The following is an 18318-nucleotide window of genomic DNA, read 5'->3' on the forward strand; positions in this document are numbered from 1 at the left end:
TTTTATCCAATTTTGCGTTCCACCCCAGCGGATCACATCAGCAAGAGCAAGGGGCGCCGCAGCGCCCCAATATTCCCGCGAGGATTATGAATGGGAAACCGTTAGATAAAGCCCTACCTCAGCTCCCCAGCCCCTCAAACAGCGCCGTCGAGAGATAGCGCTCCGCAAAGGACGGAATGATGATGACGATGTTCTTGCCCGCATTTCCCGGCCGGCTGCCAACCTTGATGGCGGCCGTCAGCGCCGCCCCCGAGGAGATGCCGACCGGCACGCCTTCGAGCCGGGCGATGAGGCGGGCATGTTCGAAGGCCTCGTCATTGGTGACGGTGACGACCTCGTCATAGATGCCGGTATCGAGGATTTTTGGGGCAAAGCCGGCGCCGATGCCCTGGATTTTGTGCGGGCCGGGATTGCCGCCTGAGAGCACCGGCGAATCGGCGGGTTCGACGGCGATGATCTTGATGTCGGGCTTGTGGCTCTTCAGCACTTGGCCGACGCCGGTGATGGTGCCGCCGGTGCCGATGCCCGAGATGACGATGTCGACCGTCCCCTCGGTGTCGTTCCAGATTTCCTCGGCGGTCGTCTTGCGGTGGATCTCGGGGTTGGCCGGATTTTCGAACTGCTGCGGAATGACGGCGTCGGGAAGGGAGGCGGCCAGCTCCTCCGCTTTGGCGATGGCGCCCTTCATGCCCTTCGACCCTTCCGTCAGCACCAGCTCGGCGCCGAGTAGCGCCAGCATCTTGCGGCGTTCGACCGACATCGTCTCCGGCATGGTGAGGATCAGCCGGTATCCCTTGGCGGCGGCGGCAAAGGCGAGCGCGATGCCGGTATTGCCGGAGGTCGGCTCGATCAGCACCGTCTTGCCGGGTGTGATCTTGCCCTGCGATTCCAGGCTTTCGACCATTGCCACACCGATACGGTCCTTGACGGAGGCGATCGGATTGAAGAATTCCAGCTTGCCGATCAGGTTTGCCGCCACGCCCTTTTCCCGCGCCAGCTTGTCGAAGCGCACCAGCGGCGTGTCGCCGATGGTCTCGGTGATCGAGGAATAGATGCGGCCGCGGCCGGGTTTGTGCGACATGGTTCTCTCCCTTTGGACTCGGTCCCTGAAATCGGAGAGGAGAATAGGGTCAAAGACGGAATGAGACCAGAGCGCGTTCGTCCCGGGCGGGGCGCCGGAGAGAAAATATGCTTTGAAGACCGTTCCTTGACGGATGTTTATTTCACGCTGCCCGCGTGGCGATAAAGGCTGCCGTGCCTGCAAGGATTCCGGCTGCAACTCGGTTCAGCGCCTGCAGGGCGCGCGGCTGTTTCAGCATCGTGCGGGCGCGCGAGGCAAGCAGCATATATGGCACGAGCACGGCGATCAGCACCACGAAGGTGACTGCGAGCAGAAGCGCATAGTCGCGTAGCGTGATATTGCCGATATCGATCAGCGTCGGCGCGAGCGCCACATAAAAGAGCATTGTCTTCGGGTTGCCGAGCGTCACCAGCAGGCCTGAAAGGAAGGACAGGCCGATATTGCCGGATCGCTGCGCGGTAATATCCTGCGGCAGCAGTCCCGCCGTCCAGAGTTTCCAGGCGATGTAGCCGAGATAGAGGGCGCCGGCGATCTTGATGGCGATGAATACTTCGGTGAAGGTCTGGGCGACGAAGGTGAGACCGAGAATGACCGCGGTGAGATAGGCCATGTCGCCGAGCACCAGGCCGAGACCCATGAAGAAGGTCTCGCGGAAATTCGACCCTAGCGCGCGGGCGACGATCGCAGTGATGCCGGGCCCGGGAATGACCGCGGCGATGAAAAGCGCTCCGGCATAGGCGAGCAAGGCGGCAAGGCTCATCGTCAAATCCAAGGGGTGTGTCACATTCCTATAAGCACGCGACGTGGCTTCATCAATGCTTTGGCGCTGATCTGTCCATAAGCATTAAGAATAGGTCTGCTGAACAAGGGTCTACTTGGCAAGCGGTCGGGCCTTGTTAATTTCCTCTTCGCAAGCACGCGCCGCCGAGGCTCCCCGGCGGTCACCAACAGGTTTCATCACGAAGGAGAAAATGAATGTCCCTTACCTCAGCCGAATCCCGCAGGCTTTCGCCGCTCAAGACGCCGTCCGGTCTGTCGACCAACGCCATTACCGATATTTCGGCGGCGCTGACCGCGCTGCTATCCGATGTCTTCGCGCTCTATCTCAAGACCAAGAATTTCCACTGGCATATGTCCGGCCCGCATTTTCGCGACTATCATCTGCTGCTCGACGAGCAGGCAGCGCAGATCTTCAGCATGACCGACGACATTGCCGAGCGTGTCCGCAAGATCGGCGGCACGACTCTGCGATCGATCGGCCAGATCGCTCGCCAACAGCGCATTGCTGATAACGACGCGGATTTCGTCACCCCCGAGGACATGTTGTCGGAACTGCGCGAGGACAATGCCCAGCTCGTATCACTGCTGCGCGAGGTGCATGACCTCTGCGACGAACATAATGATGTCGCGACCGCCAGCCTGATCGAGAACTGGATCGACGAGGCCGAGCGCCGCACCTGGTTCCTGTTCGAAACGACGCGCGGCCAGAAATAATCTCGGCATTATCCCGGGCGGCTCGCCCTGTCGGGGGATGCTCAGCTCTCAACTCTCGAGCGCCCTCGGCCGCAGCAACCGCGGCATCCAGCCGAGATTCATGCCGGCGGCGGCAAGCAGGATAATCGCCGCGCCGGCAATTTGCATCGGCTGCAGCGCGTGGCCGAATGCCAGCCGGTCGACGAGGATCGCGGCGATCGGATAGAGGAAGGAAAGCGCGCCCGTGAGGTGGGTCGGCAGCCGCTGGATCGCACTGTAGAGCAGCACATACATCAGCCCGGTATGGACGACGCCGATCGAAACGAGGATCGCCCAGCCGCCGGCATCGCCGGGCAGCTGCGAAAACTCAGTCATCGGCGCCAGCATCAGCATGCCGGTTGCGACCTGCATCAGCGCGATCAGGTGCGGCGGCGTGCCCTTCAGCCATTTCGCGGCAAGCGCCGCCAGCGCGTAGAAGAAGGCGGCGCCGAGGGCCATCAGAATGCCGAGCCCATAACTGTCCGATGTCCCGCCCGTCTGCGGCTTCGCTTCGACGATGGCCGCCATGCCGGCAAAGGCCAGTGCCAGCCAGAACAGCTTGGCGGCGGTGATCTTCTCGCCGAGGAACAGCGCGCGAGCACCAGCAGCATGAAGGGCTGGGTATTGTAGACGGTCGTGGCGATCGAGATCGTCGCATGCGAATAGGAGGCGAAGAGCAGCAGCCAGTTGACGACGATGGCGACGCCGCCGAAGACGGCGATGCCGAAGGCGCGCAGCGTGATGATGCCGGGCCGCAGCAGCCCGAGGGCGCCGCAGATGACGAGCAGCGTCATCGCTCCGAACAGGCAGCGCCAGAAGACGACGCCGCTGACCGGTTGACCCGACATGACGACGAACCAGCCGATCGTTCCCGAGATCAGCATCGCTGCCGTCATTTCCACTGAACCTCTTTTGATGTCGCCGCTCATGATCGCCTCCGTTTCTATGAGATGAGAATATTGCGGCGGCCGAAGGTTTTATATAGAGATAGAAAGGAAAACTGGCTTAATCGCCTAATCATCATAGGGAAATAAATCGCTGTGGCTAATGATGTGCAATCGCTCGATGATATCGATCAGGCCATTCTGGAAGCGCTGGCCGGCAACGCCCGGATCTCGCTTAAGGAGCTGGCGCAGCAGGTGGGGCTGTCCTCGCCGAGTGCCGCCGAGCGCCTGCGGCGGCTGGAGGAGCGCGGCGTCATCAAGGCCTTCACCATCGATCTCGACCCTGCCGCCGTCGGTTATCCCCTGCAGGCGATCGTGCGTGTGCGGCCGCTGCCGGGACAGCTGCACATCGTCGAGCGGCTCATCCAGGAGATTCCCGAAATCGTCGAATGTGACAAGGTGACCGGCGAGGATTGCTTCATCGCCCGCCTGGTCATCCGATCGATGGCAGAGCTCGACGGTCTCCTCGACAGGGTCGCCGAGCGCGCGGAAACCAACACTGCGATGATCAAAGCCTCGCCTGTCAAACGCCGCCTGCCGCCGCTTTCGCGGAAAATATAGCGGCGGCCGAAGCCGGCGCTTAGAAATCCGCCATCGGCGACAGCATCGCCGGAAAATGCGGGGTCATATCGCCGAGCCCGCGCAGCATCAGGGTCGTGCCGCTTTGCAGCGGTAGCGGATCACCCGCCCAGCCGAGCTTGTCCGGCCGGAAAAGCACCTCGATGTGGGCGGAGGCGATGTCGAGTCCGCCGAGGATCGCTGCAAGCGTCGGGATTTCCGTCGCCACGACGTCGAAAAGGCTGAAGCGACCCGCTGCATCCATCTTCCAGGCGATGGCTGCGCGCTCGCCTTCAAGGAAACTGACGCGAATATCGGGGTCGAGCTGGGTATTGATGAGAAACATCGCTGCATTGGCCGTCACCGAAAGCGTCGTCGAGACCGGGCTGCGTGCTTTCAGCAGCGCTTGCAGCAGGGCAAGATCATCCGCATTCGCCGCCGAAAGCGGCAGGGCTGGTGCGGCTGATGTGGAGGGCGCGGGGGCCACCCCCTCGTAGCGGTGCAGCGGTATCGAGCGGAATCCATAGGGCTCGTAGAGCGATGGCTTATCGGTATAGAGGATGATGGCCTCGAAGCCCTGCTGCTCGCACCAGTCGAGCGCTTTCACCGTCAGGTCGCGATAGAGACCGCGGCCGCGCCACTGCGGCCGCACCGCGCCGGATTGCAGCCCGGCGGCATGGACGACCCTGCCATTGATGACGAAGGGCAGCGCAAAGGCCGAGATATTGGCCGCAAGCTCTCCCGTGGCATCGAACCAGCCGAACGGCATGCTGCTGGGATCGGGTCCGCCGAGCTGCTGCAGCGGGCCGATGTCGATGCCGAAAATATCCTTGAGCAGACAGACCAAGGCCGCCCAGCCGGTCGGGTCGTCGAAGTAATCCTGCCGGAAGGTCAGGCCGGCGCTGTCGAGGCGATTTGCCATCAGAGGTGTCTCACCAAATGTGCAGCGGGGAATAACGAGATGTATAAAAACAAAGGACGGCAGCCCGTCCGCTTGAACCAGGATTGTTGCGACCCGCTTTAAAAATCCGCGATCGAAGGTATACTGCAAGGGAATGCAAGCAGCCTCGGCCAATCCGGAATTCCTTATTTCCCTTCACCGAGAACGCCTTTCAAACACATCCCGAGTTGATCTTTTTTATCGATGAGAGATCTGCATTCGCGAATGGCATATGCTGCCGCCATTTCGGCGTTGATCCTAAACCCGGGAATCCTTCCGGGATTGAAAGTGGTAGCATCTCGGCCAAAAGCATCCGTAACTCCGACCGATTGTAGTAGAACTCCATAGAGGCAGCCCACCGGATTGACGTCGCGGTCGACGAGGACATTGATGACCGGGTTCCCCGTTCGGCTCTCGTGATAGCACGTCGACGTGTCTGGCTTGCTCGGTAGCGTGTCTATATCGTGAACTGCAATTTGGCCCAACTTTGCCAGTTTAAGCGCATCACGATCGATGAACACGTTGAGAGTCTGGGTGTTTGGCGGCCGGTTCTGATCGCCGAAAGGCACATACGGCGTTGCAGGCGAGTAATCGATGGATCGACTGACGTCGAAATTGATACCGATTTCCGCGTAAGCCCCAATCGCGGAAACCACGCGCAAAAGCTCGATTTGCAAAGCTTGAATATCGCGTCTGTCCATACCCTTCACGTTGAGGGCAATGTGCATATCGATGGTTTTGTCGATGTCGAAAATCGGTGCTGCCGATTTCGCCACAGCGAATGCGACCACCTCCTCGGTGGAGAAGGACGACCGAATCGACTGGAGTTTCGCTGAATCAATCGCAAGCATCGGTGTTGCGACCAGCGCTGCCGCTAGGCCCCCAATCACGCCTAAACGCACTTTCCCGAATAGCATAAATGCCCCACCAACGCCGCTCATTTTGGGCAACTCCGCGGCTCCTTAGTTCCCCTTCAGAACTCCTGTGATACACTGCTCAAACTGATCTTTTTTATCGATGAGAGATCGGCACTCATGAATGGCATATGCTGCCGCCATTTCGGCATTGCGCCTGAAGCCGGGAACCTCGCCGGCACGATATGTTGCCGCAACTCCGCCGAAAGGTCCCTTTAGGCCGATCGACTGCAGCAGAACCGTGTAAAGGCAACCTACAGGATTGATATCGCGATCGACGATAACGTTGATAGCCGAGTATCCTTTCCGGAGCTCATGGTAGCATTCCAACGTGTCCGGCTTGCTTCGAAGCGTGTCTATGTCGTGCACTGCTATCTGGCCCAATTTTGCCAGCTTGAGCGCATCACGATCAACGAACACGTCAACTGCCTGGCTATTCGACCGCCGGTTCTGATCACCGAAAGGGGCATATGACGTTCCAGCTGAGTAGCCTATGGATTGGCTGGCGTCGAAATTAAGCCGAACGTCTACGTAAGCCATGAGACCAAAAAACACGCGGAAAAACTCTAGCTGTAAAGCTTGAATATCGTTCCGCTCCATGCCCTTCACATTGATGACGATGTTTACGTCGACCGGATTGTCGATGTTGAGGATCGGCGCTGTTGATTTCGTCATTGCAAAAGCCACGATCTCTTCCACAGATAACGAAGAGCGAATGGCCTGGAGCTTTGTTGAATCCAACGCAAGCGCCGGAGTCGAAATCAGCGCTGCCGCTAGACCCATAACCACGCCCCAAGGCGCTCTCTTGAATAGCATAAGCGCCCCCACAAACGCTGCTTATCAGCCGTTCGGCTGCTTCATTCGAACCGTCGATCAAACGCCGGTGGAGCCGAACCCGCCCGCGCCACGCGCCGTCTCGCTTGTCTCGGTGATCTCCGCCACCCGCGCCTGGGTCACCGGCGCGATCACCATCTGGGCGATGCGCATGCCGCGCTCGATGACGAAAGCGTCCTCGCCGAGATTGACGAGCAGCACCTTCACCTCGCCGCGATAGTCGCTGTCGACGGTGCCCGGCGAATTCAGGCAGGTGATGCCGTGTTTGAACGCAAGGCCGGAGCGCGGCCGCACCTGACCCTCAAAACCTTCGGGGATTTCGAAGATGAAGCCGGTCGGCACCAGCGCCCGCTTGCCGGGCGAGAGCGTCAGCGGTTCGCCGTCGGCGACGGCGGCGCGCAGATCCATGCCGGCCGCCCCCTTGCTTTCATAGGCGGGCAGATCGAGGCCGTCGCCATTGGCCAGGCGGATGAGGTTCAGCGTCGGGCTGAGATCGTGATGAATGGTCATGGCGCATTACTTTGCGCGTGAGCGGCTGAGGTCAATTGCATTGCCGGGCTTTAATCGCTAGATACGCCGCAATTCCACAGGATTCACATCATGGCCGAAAGCCTCGCCGAGGCGGTCTCCCGCCGCCGCACATTCGCTATTATCGCTCACCCGGACGCGGGCAAGACGACGCTCACCGAAAAGCTGCTGCTGTTCGGCGGCGCCATTCAGCTTGCCGGCGAAGTCAAGGCGAAGAAGGACCGCATGCAGACGCGCTCCGACTGGATGAAGATCGAGCGCGAGCGCGGCATCTCGGTTGTCACCTCGGTGATGACCTTCGAATATAACGACAATGTCTTCAACATCCTCGACACACCTGGCCACGAGGATTTCGCCGACGACACCTACCGCACGCTGACGGCCGTCGACGCCGCCGTCATGGTCATCGATGCCGCCAAGGGTATCGAGCCGCGCACGCTGAAGCTCTTCGAAGTCTGCCGCATGCGCGACATCCCGATCATCACCTTCATAAACAAGATGGACAGGGAAAGCCGCGATCCCTTCGAGATCCTCGATGAGGTCGAGGAGAAGCTGGCGCTCGATACAGCGCCGATCACCTGGCCGATCGGCCGTTCGAAGACCTTCTGCGGCTCCTATCATCTCGCCAACAGCACCGCCCGCGGCTCCGACACCGAGATCGAGACGACGCCGGTCAACGGACCGCAGGCCGTTGCCGACAGGCTGCCGGAAAACGAACGCCAGGCCTTCATCGATGAGACCGAGCTCGCCATCGAGGCCTGCCGCCCCTTCGACCGCGATTCTTTCCTCGAAGGCCATATGACGCCTGTTTTCTTTGGCTCGGCGCTGCGCAATTACGGCGTTCGCGACCTCATCAATGCGCTCGGCGAATTCGCGCCGCCGCCGCGTGACCAGGTCGCCGACACCAGGACCGTGCATGCGACCGACGACAAGATGACGGCCTTCGTCTTCAAGATCCAGGCCAATATGGACCCGAACCACCGCGACCGCATCGCCTTTGCCCGCATCTGCTCGGGCAAGCTCGAGCGCGGCATGAAGGCGAGGCTTGCCCGCACCGGCAAGCAGCTTGGCCTGACGGCGCCGCAATTCTTCTTCGCGTCGCAGCGCCAACTCGCCGATACCGCCTATGCCGGCGACGTCGTCGGCATTCCCAATCATGGCACGCTCCGCATCGGCGATACGCTGACCGAAGGCGAAGCGTTGGTGTTCCAGGGCGTCCCGAACTTCTCGCCGGAAATCCTGCGCCGGGTGCGTCTCGAGGATGCGATGAAAGCGAAGAAGCTCAAGGAAGCGCTGCAGCAGATGGCCGAGGAAGGCGTCGTCCAGCTCTTCTCGCCCGAAGACGGTTCGCCGGCGATCGTCGGCGTGGTTGGCGCTCTGCAGCTCGACGTCCTGAAGGAACGGCTGATGGCCGAATATGGCCTGCCGGTCTCCTTCGAAATGTCGCGCTTCTCCGTCTGCCGCTGGATCTCGGCCGATCAGCCAGCCGATCTCGAGAAGTTCCTCACCGTCAAACGCGGCGATATCGCCCGCGACCTCGACGGCGATCCCGTTTTCCTCGCCCAGGACGCTTTCTCGCTACGTTACGAGGCGGAGCGCTATCCGGCAATCAAGATGGTCGCCATCAAGGAATATCACGCCGCCAAAGCGGCGTGATCGGGCGGCGCCGCAACTATTTTTCCCGCATCGCCCGCCGGAAGTTCTGCGTGATCGGCTCGGCCAGATAAGAAAGCACACTGCGGGCACCCGTCCGGATCATCGCCTCGCTCGACATGCCGGGCAGGAGCTTGCGCCCCTCCAGCTTGGCAAGCTCGCTCTTGTCGATCAAAACGGTTGCGGCGAAATAAGGCGCCCCGCTGCGTTCCTCCACCATCCTGTCAGCCGATACGATCTCCACGACGCCGTCGAGCGGCGGCAGGTTATAGCGGGCGAAGGCCGGGAAACTGACGCGCGCCAGTTGCCCGGGAGCGATGGTCTCGACATCCTCCGGTCTGACCATGGCCTCGACGATAAGCTGCTGTCCAAGCGGCACGATGGTCATCAGGGTCTCGCCGGGTTTTACGACTCCGCCGGTTGTGTGGACCTTCAGGTCCATGATGATGCCGTCGACTGGTGCGGCGACACTGGTGCGGGCGAGCACATCCCTGGCGGAACGCTCCTCCTGCCTGAGGTCGAACAGTTCCGCCTCGACCTTGCTCAACTCCTCGACCGCCTCGTTCAATCGCAAGGTGGTGAGGTTGAGGATCTGCATGTCGATCTCAGCCATGGCGCTCCTGGCGCGAGCGATGGCCGCGACATTGGTCGCGCGCTCCCCCTCGACTTCCCGCTGCTGCCGTCTGAGCAGCAGCCAACGCTCGCGGGTGACGAGACCGCGCTTGAGGAGGCTTTCGAGATCTCTGGTTTCACCCTCGAACACCTCGATCTGCTTGTCCTCGGTGATGATGAGCTCCTCCAGTCCGGTTATCTCTTCCGCGGTCTGGCGACGGCGCTGGCTGAGAATTTCCCGCTCGTCCTTCAAATTGTGGTGCTTCGCCGAAAATACATCACGCTGGGCGGCCACCGCGTCCCTTGCCGATTTGGTGGAGTCTGCAAGCAGGGCCGGATCGAACTCGATCTCGGTCTTGCCGTCACGCTCGGCCCTCAGGCGGGCGGCCAGCGCCTCGCGCGTTGCGATGCGGTTCTGGATGAGGTCGAGCTTCGTCCTCGCCTGTGTACCGTCGAGTTGGATTAGGATCGTGCCCGCCTTCACGATATCGCCATTAGCGGCATTCAGATCGGCGATGATGCCGCCCTCCAGGTGCTGGATGAGCTTGCGATCGCCGGCCACCTTGATAACGCCCGGCGCTACCGCGGCACTCTCCAACGGTGCGAGCGTCGCCCAGCCCCCGGCCATGCCGAAGAACAGGAACATGATCGCGAAGCCGGTGAAAGTGACGCCTGCGAGACGCAGGGGAACAGGTGCAGGCGGCGGCGAAACGGGCAACGGAACGACCTTCATGTTTTTCATGGCTGTTTCGTTCCTCGCTACTTCACCACTTTCGTCGGCATTTGAGCGACCTTGCGTACGCGTGCCGCGAGCTCATTGAAGACGTAGTCACGTGGGCCGAAGAGGTCTTGCTGGCCGCGATTGAGGACCAGTATTTTGTCAACCGTCTCCATGATGTTAGGCCGATGGGCGATCAGGATAACGGTTGTGCCTGCAGCCTTGGCCGTGCCGAGGGCTGCGATCAATGCTTCCTCACCCTCGCGGTCGAGGTTGGAATTGGGCTCGTCCAGGATGACGAGCGCCGGGTCGCCGTAGAGAGCCCGCGCCAATCCGATGCGCTGGCGCTGTCCGCCTGACAGGACCGCGCCGGATTCGCCAATCTCGGTAAGGTAACCTTTCGGCAGCCCTTTGATCAGTTCGTGAACGCCGGCGAGCTGTGCGGCCTTGACGACCTTGTCGAAGACCACCGGGCTGACCTTGGCGAAACGGCAGATATTTTCGCAGACGTTCCCCGCGAAGAGCTCTATGTCCTGCGGCAGGTAACCGACATGATGGCCGCGGTCTTCTGCCGCCCACTGAGCGACATCCATGCCGTCAAGCAGCGCCCGACCGCCGGACGGACGCCAGGCGCCGGCCAATATTCGCGCCAGGCTCGTCTTGCCGGCTGCGCTCTGGCCGATCAAAGCCATTGCTTCACCGGGCTCGAGATGAAAGCTGATCCCTTTCAGGATATGTTCGCCGCCCTGTCGGGCAAGCACGATATTGTCGGCCTCAAACCTGCCGGTCGGTCGTGGTAGCGCCAGGACCGGCGTGGCCTCGGGGTGCTGGCCGGCGACGGCCGCGAGGCGCCGATAGGCGGCCCGCGCCCCCACCGTCGCCTTCCATGTGCCGATCGCCTGTTCGACCGGCGACAAGGCGCGCCCCATCAGGATCGAGGCGGAGACCATGATCCCCGGAGAAGCTTCGTTGCGAAGCACGAGATAAGCCCCCAGCCCCAATATGCCCATTTGCAGGGCCAGCCGATGACAACGTGCGATGGCCGAGATGATTCCGCCACGGTTGGCGGCCACGACCTGTCCCCTGTTCGCCTCGTCCTGCTGACTCCTCCAGCTCTCCAGCAAGGGCTTCAACATGCCCATTGCCTGTACGACCTCGGCGTTGCGGATCGCGGCTTCCGCCTGGACATAGGCCTGCGACTGCGCGCTTGCGGCCTCGGTCAGCGGCTTGCGTGTGAGCCATTCATTGAGCAGGGCCAAGCCGAAAAGTACTGCTCCGCCCCCCAGCGCCAGCCAGCCCAGCCAAGGGTGCATGAAGAAGATCGCGGCGAAAAACAGCGGCGCCCAGGGTGCGTCGAGGATCGGGAAGATGCTGGGGCTGGTGAAAAAATTCCGCACCTGGTCGAGGTCCCGCAGCGGACGGGCATTGGCCTGGCTGGGCGCCGAGGCGGCATATTCCACCGATGCGGTCAGCAGCACCGGCGCCAGGCGTGCGTTCATCCAGGATCCGACGGTTGCCAGAAGTCGCCCGCGCACCACCTCCAGCCCCGCCATTGCGGCAAGCGCGCCGGCCGCCATCAGCGAGAGCATGACCAATGTCTCTAGGCTGTGGCTTGACAACACACGGTGGTAGACCTGGAGCATGTAGAGCGCTCCTGTCAGCATCAGCACGTTGATGCCGCCGCTGAACCAGATCAGCGGCCGGATGGCGCGTCTGGCTTCTTTCATCACCACCTGCAGGGCAGGGGATGGCCGGTTTGTTTTCATCATCATATCTCTGGCGTACGAGATTACATGAGCATGCAAAGGCAGTGAGGGGGCAGCTTGCTGCCCCCTTTGGTCGGATGTCAGGCGACGTCGACAAGGATGTGCTGGATCTCTGTCTGATCGCCATCGGCGTCCGCCACCTTGAAGGCGAAGTCGAGGTTGGCGTTCGGTGTCTCGGTCACGGTCGAGGTGAATCCGATATCGGTGATCTTCAGCACGTCGTTATCTGTGGCGTCGAAGTTCACCAGATTGCCGGTCGCATTGCTGCCGCCATTGGCGCCGGTCGCCCTGATCAGATCGATCGCGGCGTTGTTGCCGGTGATCCCGTTGCCCGACTGCATGATCTGGGCGCCCTGCAGCACATAGTCTTCGCCGGCCGCGTTGTAGTCGTTCTGCTCGATGATCACGAGGCCGTCATTGTTGTCGAGCGTGAACTCGCTGCTGTAAGGGGCAGGGACCTGACCCGCCTTGAAGATGTCGGAGTTCGATATGTAGACGGCCCGGGTGATCGTCGCATTGTCGTCCCCGTTGCCGGCGATATTGTCGGCGCCGTTCTTGTCGATCAGGTCGAGGATTACCATCAGATCCTCGCTATTGCCGATGCCGTCGAACTTGATGGCCATCGAGCCGGCGGTCGCCGTCGGGGTGAGGGCCTCGTTGATGATGCCGACATTGCTGTTGAAGAACCGCAAGGTGAGCAGTTCGTCTTTCTGGATCGTGTCGCCGGCAACACCGTTGGTGCTCTGCGTCGCCGACACCCAGGTTTCATTGGCATTGCTGACCATCTCGTGGCCGCCGACCGTGAAGGTGGAATCGCCGGATGATCCCTCGCCATTGCCGGTCAAGCTGAACGGGTTAGATTTGTTGATCAGATTGCCGGTGAACTGCACGTAGAAGTCTTCGTCATCCGGCGTATTCGGATCATCCGCCTGCAACCGTTCCACCACGATCGGCGGATGGCCGGTATTGCCTGTGGGCTCCTTCGACAAGAGTTCGCTGGTGTGCAGGACGTCGAAGCTGAAGCCTTCGAGCGGGTCCGTCAGTTGGATGGTGTAGGTGTCGGCGGCCTTGTCGAAGACGAGAGTGCCGCCCGCTGTGCCGACCTGGTTGCCGGCCGCCGGATCCTTGTCATAGGTGAAGGTGAAGTTGAACGTCGCGGAGGTGAGGCTCTCCGAGGCGAGCGTCACATTCGAACTGAGAAGACTGCCGCCGCCGCCGCCGGTGATGGTGCCTGTCAGTCCGATCTGGACGCCGGCCGTCCCGCCATCCTGGTCGACGAAGTCGGAGCCGGTGGCATAGAACGCGGCCGGGTGAATATCCGCGCCGATATTGTAGCCGAAGTTGCCGCTGGCCGATGCGTTGAGCACGTTGGCCAGAGTCTCGTGCTGGATGCCCGCGGTAACGGGGTCGCCGTCGAACGGCACTGTGATTGTCGGTCCATCATCCTCGAAGTTGAGGTTCTGGCCGATGTTGCGGGTGGCCGAGGCGGGATCGCCGTCACCATCTGTGATGGTTGCGGTCAGGGTGACGAGGTCGGCGGCCGCCAGTGTCCGACTGTCGTCCGGGTTGGTGGCATCGGCATGGATGATGGCCCGTGCCTGATCGAGGGTGACGACCCCGGCAGCGCTGACGCTGACGGTGAACACGACAGGCCCGCCTATTCCGGCTCGCCCGACCACATTGCCGCTTTCGAGGAAGAGCAGCACGGATTGGCCGGTTTCGGTGTCGGTAAGGCCGCTGACATTGGTGACCTGGCTGATGCCGAGTGCATAGGTGGCGGTGGCGGCGCCGTCGGCGCCGGCATTCGAGGTGAAGGCGGTGGCAAAGTTGCCGGTGCCGTTGGTCGTCAGGACGGTCTCGTCGACTGTCACCTGCGGTGCAGTGCCGCTTGCCGTGATGCTAGGCCCGTCATCTTTGAAGTTGAGGTTCTGGCCGATATTGTGGGTGGCCGGGGCGGGATCGCCGTCACCGTCGGTGATGGTGGCGGTCAGGGTGACGAGGTTGGCGGCCGCCAGGGTTCGGCTGTCATCCGGATTAGTGGCGTCGGCATGGACGATGGCCCGCTGCTGGTCGAGGGTGACGACGCCGGCGGCGCTGACGCTGACGGTGAAGACGACTGGCCCTCCGGCTCCGGCTCGCCCGACCACACTGCCGCTTTCGAGGAACAGCAGCACGGACTGGCCGGTTGCGGTGTCGGTGAGGCCGCTGACATTGGTGACCTGGTTGATGGCGAGCGCATAAGTAATGGGGGTGGCGCCGCCGCCATCGGCCCCGGCATTCGAGGTGAAGAAGGCCGAGAAGTCGGCACTGGCGTTGGTCGTCAGCACGGTCTCGTCGACTGTCAGTTGCGGCGGGGTGCCGGTTGCCGTGATGCTGGGCCCGTCATCGTCGAAGTTGATGAAGGATCCGACTTCTTCATTGTAGGCGTTGCCCACAGCACCGCTGAAGTGCACCTCCTTCACATCGAAAAAGTCTTTCTCGGTGTCGATATTCTTGATGGTAAATCGGTCGAAGGTTCCGCCAGCTCCGCCCGCGGTCGTGAAATCGACCGTCACGCCCTCTCCGACATTCTCGAGGATCAGTCCGGTGCCGGCGAGGTTCACCGTGATACCGAGCTCAGCGGCTGTTTTTGTGACGCCGTTCAGCTTGAATGTCACGCCGGTGATGTTGATCTCGGTATCGTTATCGTCTGTGGGGAAGGCCGCGCCTTCGACATTGTCGTCATTGTTATAAGCGTGGATCTCGATGTCGGCGACGGTGCCGGTTGGAGTAGACTGCGAGACCGAGAAGCCGGCGCTGAAGACGTTCTCGATGTGAGAGCCGTAGTCGGGCGCGGTTGGCGTGTTGGTGAAATCCTTGCCAGCGCTCTGGGTACCGCCGGTGATGAGGTCGATCTGGAGCTCGCGGCCGAACCGAACGTCTTGCGACGCGACGCCGAGGCCCTGCGTGCTGACATTGACTTCCGCCTGCACGCCATTGTCGTGAGCGGTGACGAGGATCTTCTGCGGGCTGGCTGCGTCGGCGTCGAGAATATACCAGTTATTATGCCCGGATGGGGCATCTCCAAGCTGGCTGAAATTGACTACCGAAGTTGCCGTGACCGAGGCATACACCTTATTCGTCAGATCGATGCGGTCGTCGGGATTGGTCGCATCGGTATGGAATAGCGGCACGTATTGGACGGTGTAGAGGTCGGCATTGGTGGCGCTGGTGCTGATCAGCGCCAGCGAAAAGGCGAGCGGCCCGCCCGCGGCCGGCGCGGTGAGCGGGTCGGACGTGCCGATGATGCCGATCACGACGTTTGCATTGTTCGGATCCTGAAATAGCCAGACATAATTGCCATCGACGGTGCGAATGTTGCTGTTGACGCCGACCGTGGTGGAGTACGGGGTGCCGGATGCGTTCTGGGTGAGAACGACCGCGCTGATGGTTTCCCCGGCGCTCGCCGAGGCCACGACGAAATTGCTCTGGTAAGCCACCTCCGGGGAGGTCAGCCCGCCGGTAGCGTCGAGACCCAGCAGGTATTGCACCGTCGCATTGTTGTGCGGCGCAATCGCCGGGTTGACGTCGTCGTCCTGCAAATTGGCGGTTTCGTCAATGATGAGATCTTGAGTTGTGATGTCGAGTGCCATGGAGCTTCTCCCTCGGCTAGCTCGCAGAGGGTCACAGAGCCCGGATGCCGAACTGCATCCCCGGACCCACCCTCTTGCGTATTGAACCTAGAGCTCTCGATCGACTGCGATGGTTGTCGATCGAGAGAACTAGCTCATTCACAGTTGGAGGGTATTAAGACTAAAGTCCCTATACGCGTTACGACTAAAGCCCGCATCTAAGGCTGCCATGATAGCTTCTCTGAAGCTTACGCCCAAAAAAATGCAATACAAGGATGTAAAATTCAGGAGAAATCCGCTGAGTACTGCGGCAACCTTCCGCGCCGTATGCGCGATCATCCCCTCATCTTACATATACTATAAATTGATCTTAGATGCACTTAGCCAGTTCGAGCTAAGATCAGAGCAATATTGACGGGTCCTCTTTTTGGGTGTTCGTGCAACACTGGAATTGAGACCGCCCAGTTCTGGGATGCCAGTGGATTTCATTGCCGGCGCTCGACGGGAGTGGTCTTTGGCTTGCGCTCTCGCCACGGGCAGCCCATCACGTGGCGGTCCGGCAACGCAACGTGCTGACCAAGAGACTGATGACCGAACGCGGCCTAACCCCTCCTTAGTCAGGTCCTAAGGTCTTGGCTCCGTTAGCCTCGCCATCGAAACGCGGCAGCGGCTCGATGTTCTCCACCCACGGCAGAGCCGACTGGCACCATATCTGTTTCTTTGGCGTCAGGTCCCGCCGCTGGTCGATGCTGCCGACACGGATGCCGATCGAGCCCCCTTCGCCATCCGTGCGATAGAGCGGTGATCCGCAATTCGGACAGAAGAATTGCCGGCTGAGGGCGCCGCTGTCGCCATGTTTCGCGTAGCTGCGCGGTTCACCCGAAATAAGCGTGAAACTTTCCGCCAGCGCCGGCGCGGTGACGCGGTAGGCCGAGCCCGTCAAGCGCTGGCAATCGGTGCAATGGCAGATCGAGACCCGCTGCGGGTCGATCTCCGCCTGATAGCGGATTGCCCCGCAATGGCATCCTCCCGTTATATGCATGGGCAACTCCTCAGTCCGCCGGCTGTGCGGCCGGGCGTGCGGCGTAGAAAACCTTGGCATCCGCCGTGAAGGCGGCCCGTTGATCGGCTTTCGTATAGAACATATGGCCGCCGTGGTAGAGCTTCAGCCCGACGCGGCCACTAGCGAGCGAGGGCGGCAAGTGGTCGACCACATAGCGGCTGACGCTGTAAGGCGTGACCATATCGCTGTAGCCATGCGCGATCAGAAGATGGAAGGCCGTGTTCGAGGCGAGCAACTGCCTGACGTCGTCGGTAGCGCTAGCCTGGAAGCGCGATCCGCTGCCGCGACCGCCACCCCATTCCCAGCGCCGGCTGATATCGCCGTCAAGCAGCGTATAGGTCATTTCGGTTTTGAAGCCGAGCTCGTTGCGGGCATAGTTGGCGAAGGCGCCGCCATAGGCCCGGGTGAAGCCGTCGAGGATGGCGTCGTCGCCACGGTCGTAATCCGATTCCGGATAGGGATCGGGCGCTGCGAAGGAGGCGTCGTAGGAACTCATCACCTCGCTGCTTGCTACATCCGAATGCTTGACGAAGGAATTGCCGAGGAAGCCGCGGTTGCGGGCGACGATATCCTGTGGAATGCCGGTCAACTGGGAGATCCTGCCATAGAAGGCCTCGGCATCGGTGCCTGTCGGCGGCGGGCCGGCCAGTCTCGTCAGATATTCCCCGAGCGCGAAGATCTCCGCCTCTTTCTGTGTCTGCTCGTCAAAGGCGTTGTCCCGGTCGAGTTTGGCCGCAGCCAGCGACGGAAGCTCCAGGGCTGCGCCGAGCGCGAACTGATCGGCATTGAACATCAGCTGACCTTCAAGCAAGGGGGAGAGCATCACTGCGCCGGCGACGACGATGCCCTGGCTTTCCTGCAGGGCGGAGGCGACCTTGGCGGCGCGGAAGCCGCCGTAGCTTTCGCCGAGCAGATATTTCGGCGAGTTGGAACGGTTGTTATGCGCGACATAGAGCGCAATCGCCTTGGCGATGCTCTGCGCATCCGAGTTGACGTTATGGTAATTGGAGGCGTCGTCCGCCTTCGCGGGCCGGCTCCAGCCCGTGCCGATCGGATCGATCAGCACGAGGTCGGTGAAGTCGAGCCAGCTTTGCGGATTGTCGACCAATTTCGCATGGGCGCCGTCGCGTGCCTGAGGCCCGAAATCCAAGACTTTGGGCCCGACCAGCCCGAGATGCAGAAAGGCGGAGGCCGCGCCCGGCCCGCCGTTGAAGGCAAAGGTCAGCGGCCGATCCGGCCCGCCACCGCTGGCGACATAGGCGGTGTAGAAGATCGCACCGGTTTGCGCTCCGTCCTGACCGAAGAGATCAAGAGTGCCGGCTGTCGCGGTATAGGCGATCTTCCGGCCGTCCACCGTCAGCTCGTGCTGGGTGACGGAGTCGTCCGGCAGCAGCTTCAGCACGCCGTCGCCGGCACTGCGCTCGACATTTGCCTGGCGTTCGACGCGTTCCTGCGCTGAGGAAAGGGCAGGCCAAAGCGACGCCATAAACGCGGTGAGCAGAAACAGGGTTCGGATGCGCACGATTTGTCCTCCGGCGGATGCGACTGAGATAGCCTAGCATCCGCGGCTGGCGACCGGCATCA

General features: G+C 61.4%; 14 protein-coding genes and 1 pseudogene. 3 read left to right on the plus strand and 12 right to left on the minus strand.

The annotated features are described in order from the left end of the window. Nucleotides 1-118: 118 nt before the first annotated feature. Together cysK and J2J98_RS01605 are read right to left on the minus strand one after the other, a co-directional pair. Nucleotides 119-1081, minus strand: a complete 963-nt coding sequence (gene cysK, locus J2J98_RS01600) for a cysteine synthase A (RefSeq protein WP_207602179.1) — start codon at nucleotides 1079-1081, stop codon at nucleotides 119-121. Between the two features lie 142 nt (nucleotides 1082-1223). After that, a complete protein-coding gene (locus J2J98_RS01605; protein WP_207602180.1) occupies nucleotides 1224-1841 on the minus strand; it encodes a LysE family translocator in 618 nt (205 codons plus the stop codon). A 215-nt stretch (nucleotides 1842-2056) separates the two neighbouring features. Between J2J98_RS01605 and J2J98_RS01610 the strand changes: the two genes are divergently transcribed. Continuing rightward, nucleotides 2057-2575, plus strand: a complete 519-nt coding sequence (locus J2J98_RS01610) for a Dps family protein (RefSeq protein WP_207602181.1) — start codon at nucleotides 2057-2059, stop codon at nucleotides 2573-2575. Between the two features lie 48 nt (nucleotides 2576-2623). Here the strand turns inward: J2J98_RS01610 and J2J98_RS01615 are convergent. Further along, nucleotides 2624-3522, minus strand: a pseudogene (locus J2J98_RS01615) (DMT family transporter). A gap of 111 nt (nucleotides 3523-3633) precedes the next feature. Between J2J98_RS01615 and J2J98_RS01620 the strand changes: the two are divergent. Next, complete coding sequence (locus J2J98_RS01620) at nucleotides 3634-4098, plus strand: Lrp/AsnC family transcriptional regulator (RefSeq protein ID WP_207602182.1); 465 nt, start codon at nucleotides 3634-3636, stop codon at nucleotides 4096-4098. Between the two features lie 19 nt (nucleotides 4099-4117). Here J2J98_RS01620 and J2J98_RS01625 read toward each other — a convergent pair whose 3' ends face one another. The 4 genes from J2J98_RS01625 to dut form a co-directional block, all read right to left on the minus strand. Beyond that, nucleotides 4118-5017 carry a GNAT family N-acetyltransferase gene (locus J2J98_RS01625; protein WP_207602183.1) on the minus strand — a complete coding sequence of 300 codons (900 nt, stop codon included), beginning with the start codon at nucleotides 5015-5017 and terminating at the stop codon, nucleotides 4118-4120. A 164-nt stretch (nucleotides 5018-5181) separates the two neighbouring features. Beyond that, nucleotides 5182-5976, minus strand: a complete 795-nt coding sequence (locus J2J98_RS01630) for a hypothetical protein (RefSeq protein WP_207602184.1) — start codon at nucleotides 5974-5976, stop codon at nucleotides 5182-5184. Between the two features lie 21 nt (nucleotides 5977-5997). Continuing rightward, nucleotides 5998-6765, minus strand: a complete 768-nt coding sequence (locus J2J98_RS01635; RefSeq protein WP_207602185.1) for a hypothetical protein — start codon at nucleotides 6763-6765, stop codon at nucleotides 5998-6000. Between the two features lie 57 nt (nucleotides 6766-6822). Next, nucleotides 6823-7293 (minus strand): dUTP diphosphatase, encoded by a 471-nt coding sequence (dut, locus tag J2J98_RS01640; protein ID WP_207602186.1) that lies wholly within the window; start codon nucleotides 7291-7293, stop codon nucleotides 6823-6825. A gap of 90 nt (nucleotides 7294-7383) precedes the next feature. Between dut and J2J98_RS01645 the strand changes: the two genes are divergently transcribed. Then, nucleotides 7384-8967, plus strand: coding sequence for a peptide chain release factor 3 (locus J2J98_RS01645; RefSeq protein ID WP_207602187.1), 1584 nt, complete (start codon nucleotides 7384-7386; stop codon nucleotides 8965-8967). Between the two features lie 16 nt (nucleotides 8968-8983). Here J2J98_RS01645 and J2J98_RS01650 read toward each other — a convergent pair whose 3' ends face one another. The 5 genes from J2J98_RS01650 to J2J98_RS01670 form a co-directional block, all read right to left on the minus strand. Next, entirely contained in the window at nucleotides 8984-10318 is a 1335-nt protein-coding gene (locus J2J98_RS01650) for an HlyD family type I secretion periplasmic adaptor subunit (protein WP_207602188.1), read from the minus strand. Nucleotides 10319-10335: 17 nt separating this feature from the next. Beyond that, on the minus strand, nucleotides 10336-12060 hold the full coding sequence (locus J2J98_RS01655; protein ID WP_207603063.1) for a type I secretion system permease/ATPase: 1725 nt from the start codon (nucleotides 12058-12060) through the stop codon (nucleotides 10336-10338). 80 nt (nucleotides 12061-12140) lie between these two features. Beyond that, the gene (locus tag J2J98_RS01660; RefSeq protein WP_207602189.1) at nucleotides 12141-15692 is read right to left on the minus strand and encodes a DUF5801 repeats-in-toxin domain-containing protein; all 3552 of its coding nucleotides are present in this window, start codon (nucleotides 15690-15692) and stop codon (nucleotides 12141-12143) included. 592 nt (nucleotides 15693-16284) lie between these two features. Beyond that, complete coding sequence (locus tag J2J98_RS01665) at nucleotides 16285-16713, minus strand: GFA family protein (protein WP_138394314.1); 429 nt, start codon at nucleotides 16711-16713, stop codon at nucleotides 16285-16287. 10 nt (nucleotides 16714-16723) lie between these two features. After that, a complete protein-coding gene (locus tag J2J98_RS01670) occupies nucleotides 16724-18256 on the minus strand; it encodes a S10 family peptidase (RefSeq protein WP_207602190.1) in 1533 nt (510 codons plus the stop codon). Between the last annotated feature and the right edge of the window lie 62 nt (nucleotides 18257-18318).

The sequence above is a fragment of the Rhizobium bangladeshense genome (assembly GCF_017357245.1).
GTDB lineage: Bacteria > Pseudomonadota > Alphaproteobacteria > Rhizobiales > Rhizobiaceae > Rhizobium > Rhizobium bangladeshense.

Coding starts and splice junctions, on each gene's coding strand:
- cysK (WP_207602179.1), bottom strand. CDS start 1,081: ATGTCGCACAAACCCGGCCGCGGCCGCATCTATTCCTCGATCACCGAG.
- J2J98_RS01605 (WP_207602180.1), bottom strand. CDS start 1,841: ATGAGCCTTGCCGCCTTGCTCGCCTATGCCGGAGCGCTTTTCATCGCC.
- J2J98_RS01610 (WP_207602181.1), top strand. CDS start 2,057: ATGTCCCTTACCTCAGCCGAATCCCGCAGGCTTTCGCCGCTCAAGACG.
- J2J98_RS01625 (WP_207602183.1), bottom strand. CDS start 5,017: ATGGCAAATCGCCTCGACAGCGCCGGCCTGACCTTCCGGCAGGATTAC.
- J2J98_RS01630 (WP_207602184.1), bottom strand. CDS start 5,976: ATGAGCGGCGTTGGTGGGGCATTTATGCTATTCGGGAAAGTGCGTTTA.
- J2J98_RS01635 (WP_207602185.1), bottom strand. CDS start 6,765: ATGCTATTCAAGAGAGCGCCTTGGGGCGTGGTTATGGGTCTAGCGGCA.
- dut (WP_207602186.1), bottom strand. CDS start 7,293: ATGACCATTCATCACGATCTCAGCCCGACGCTGAACCTCATCCGCCTG.
- J2J98_RS01645 (WP_207602187.1), top strand. CDS start 7,384: ATGGCCGAAAGCCTCGCCGAGGCGGTCTCCCGCCGCCGCACATTCGCT.
- J2J98_RS01650 (WP_207602188.1), bottom strand. CDS start 10,318: ATGAAAAACATGAAGGTCGTTCCGTTGCCCGTTTCGCCGCCGCCTGCA.
- J2J98_RS01655 (WP_207603063.1), bottom strand. CDS start 12,060: ATGAAAACAAACCGGCCATCCCCTGCCCTGCAGGTGGTGATGAAAGAA.
- J2J98_RS01660 (WP_207602189.1), bottom strand. CDS start 15,692: ATGGCACTCGACATCACAACTCAAGATCTCATCATTGACGAAACCGCC.
- J2J98_RS01665 (WP_138394314.1), bottom strand. CDS start 16,713: ATGCATATAACGGGAGGATGCCATTGCGGGGCAATCCGCTATCAGGCG.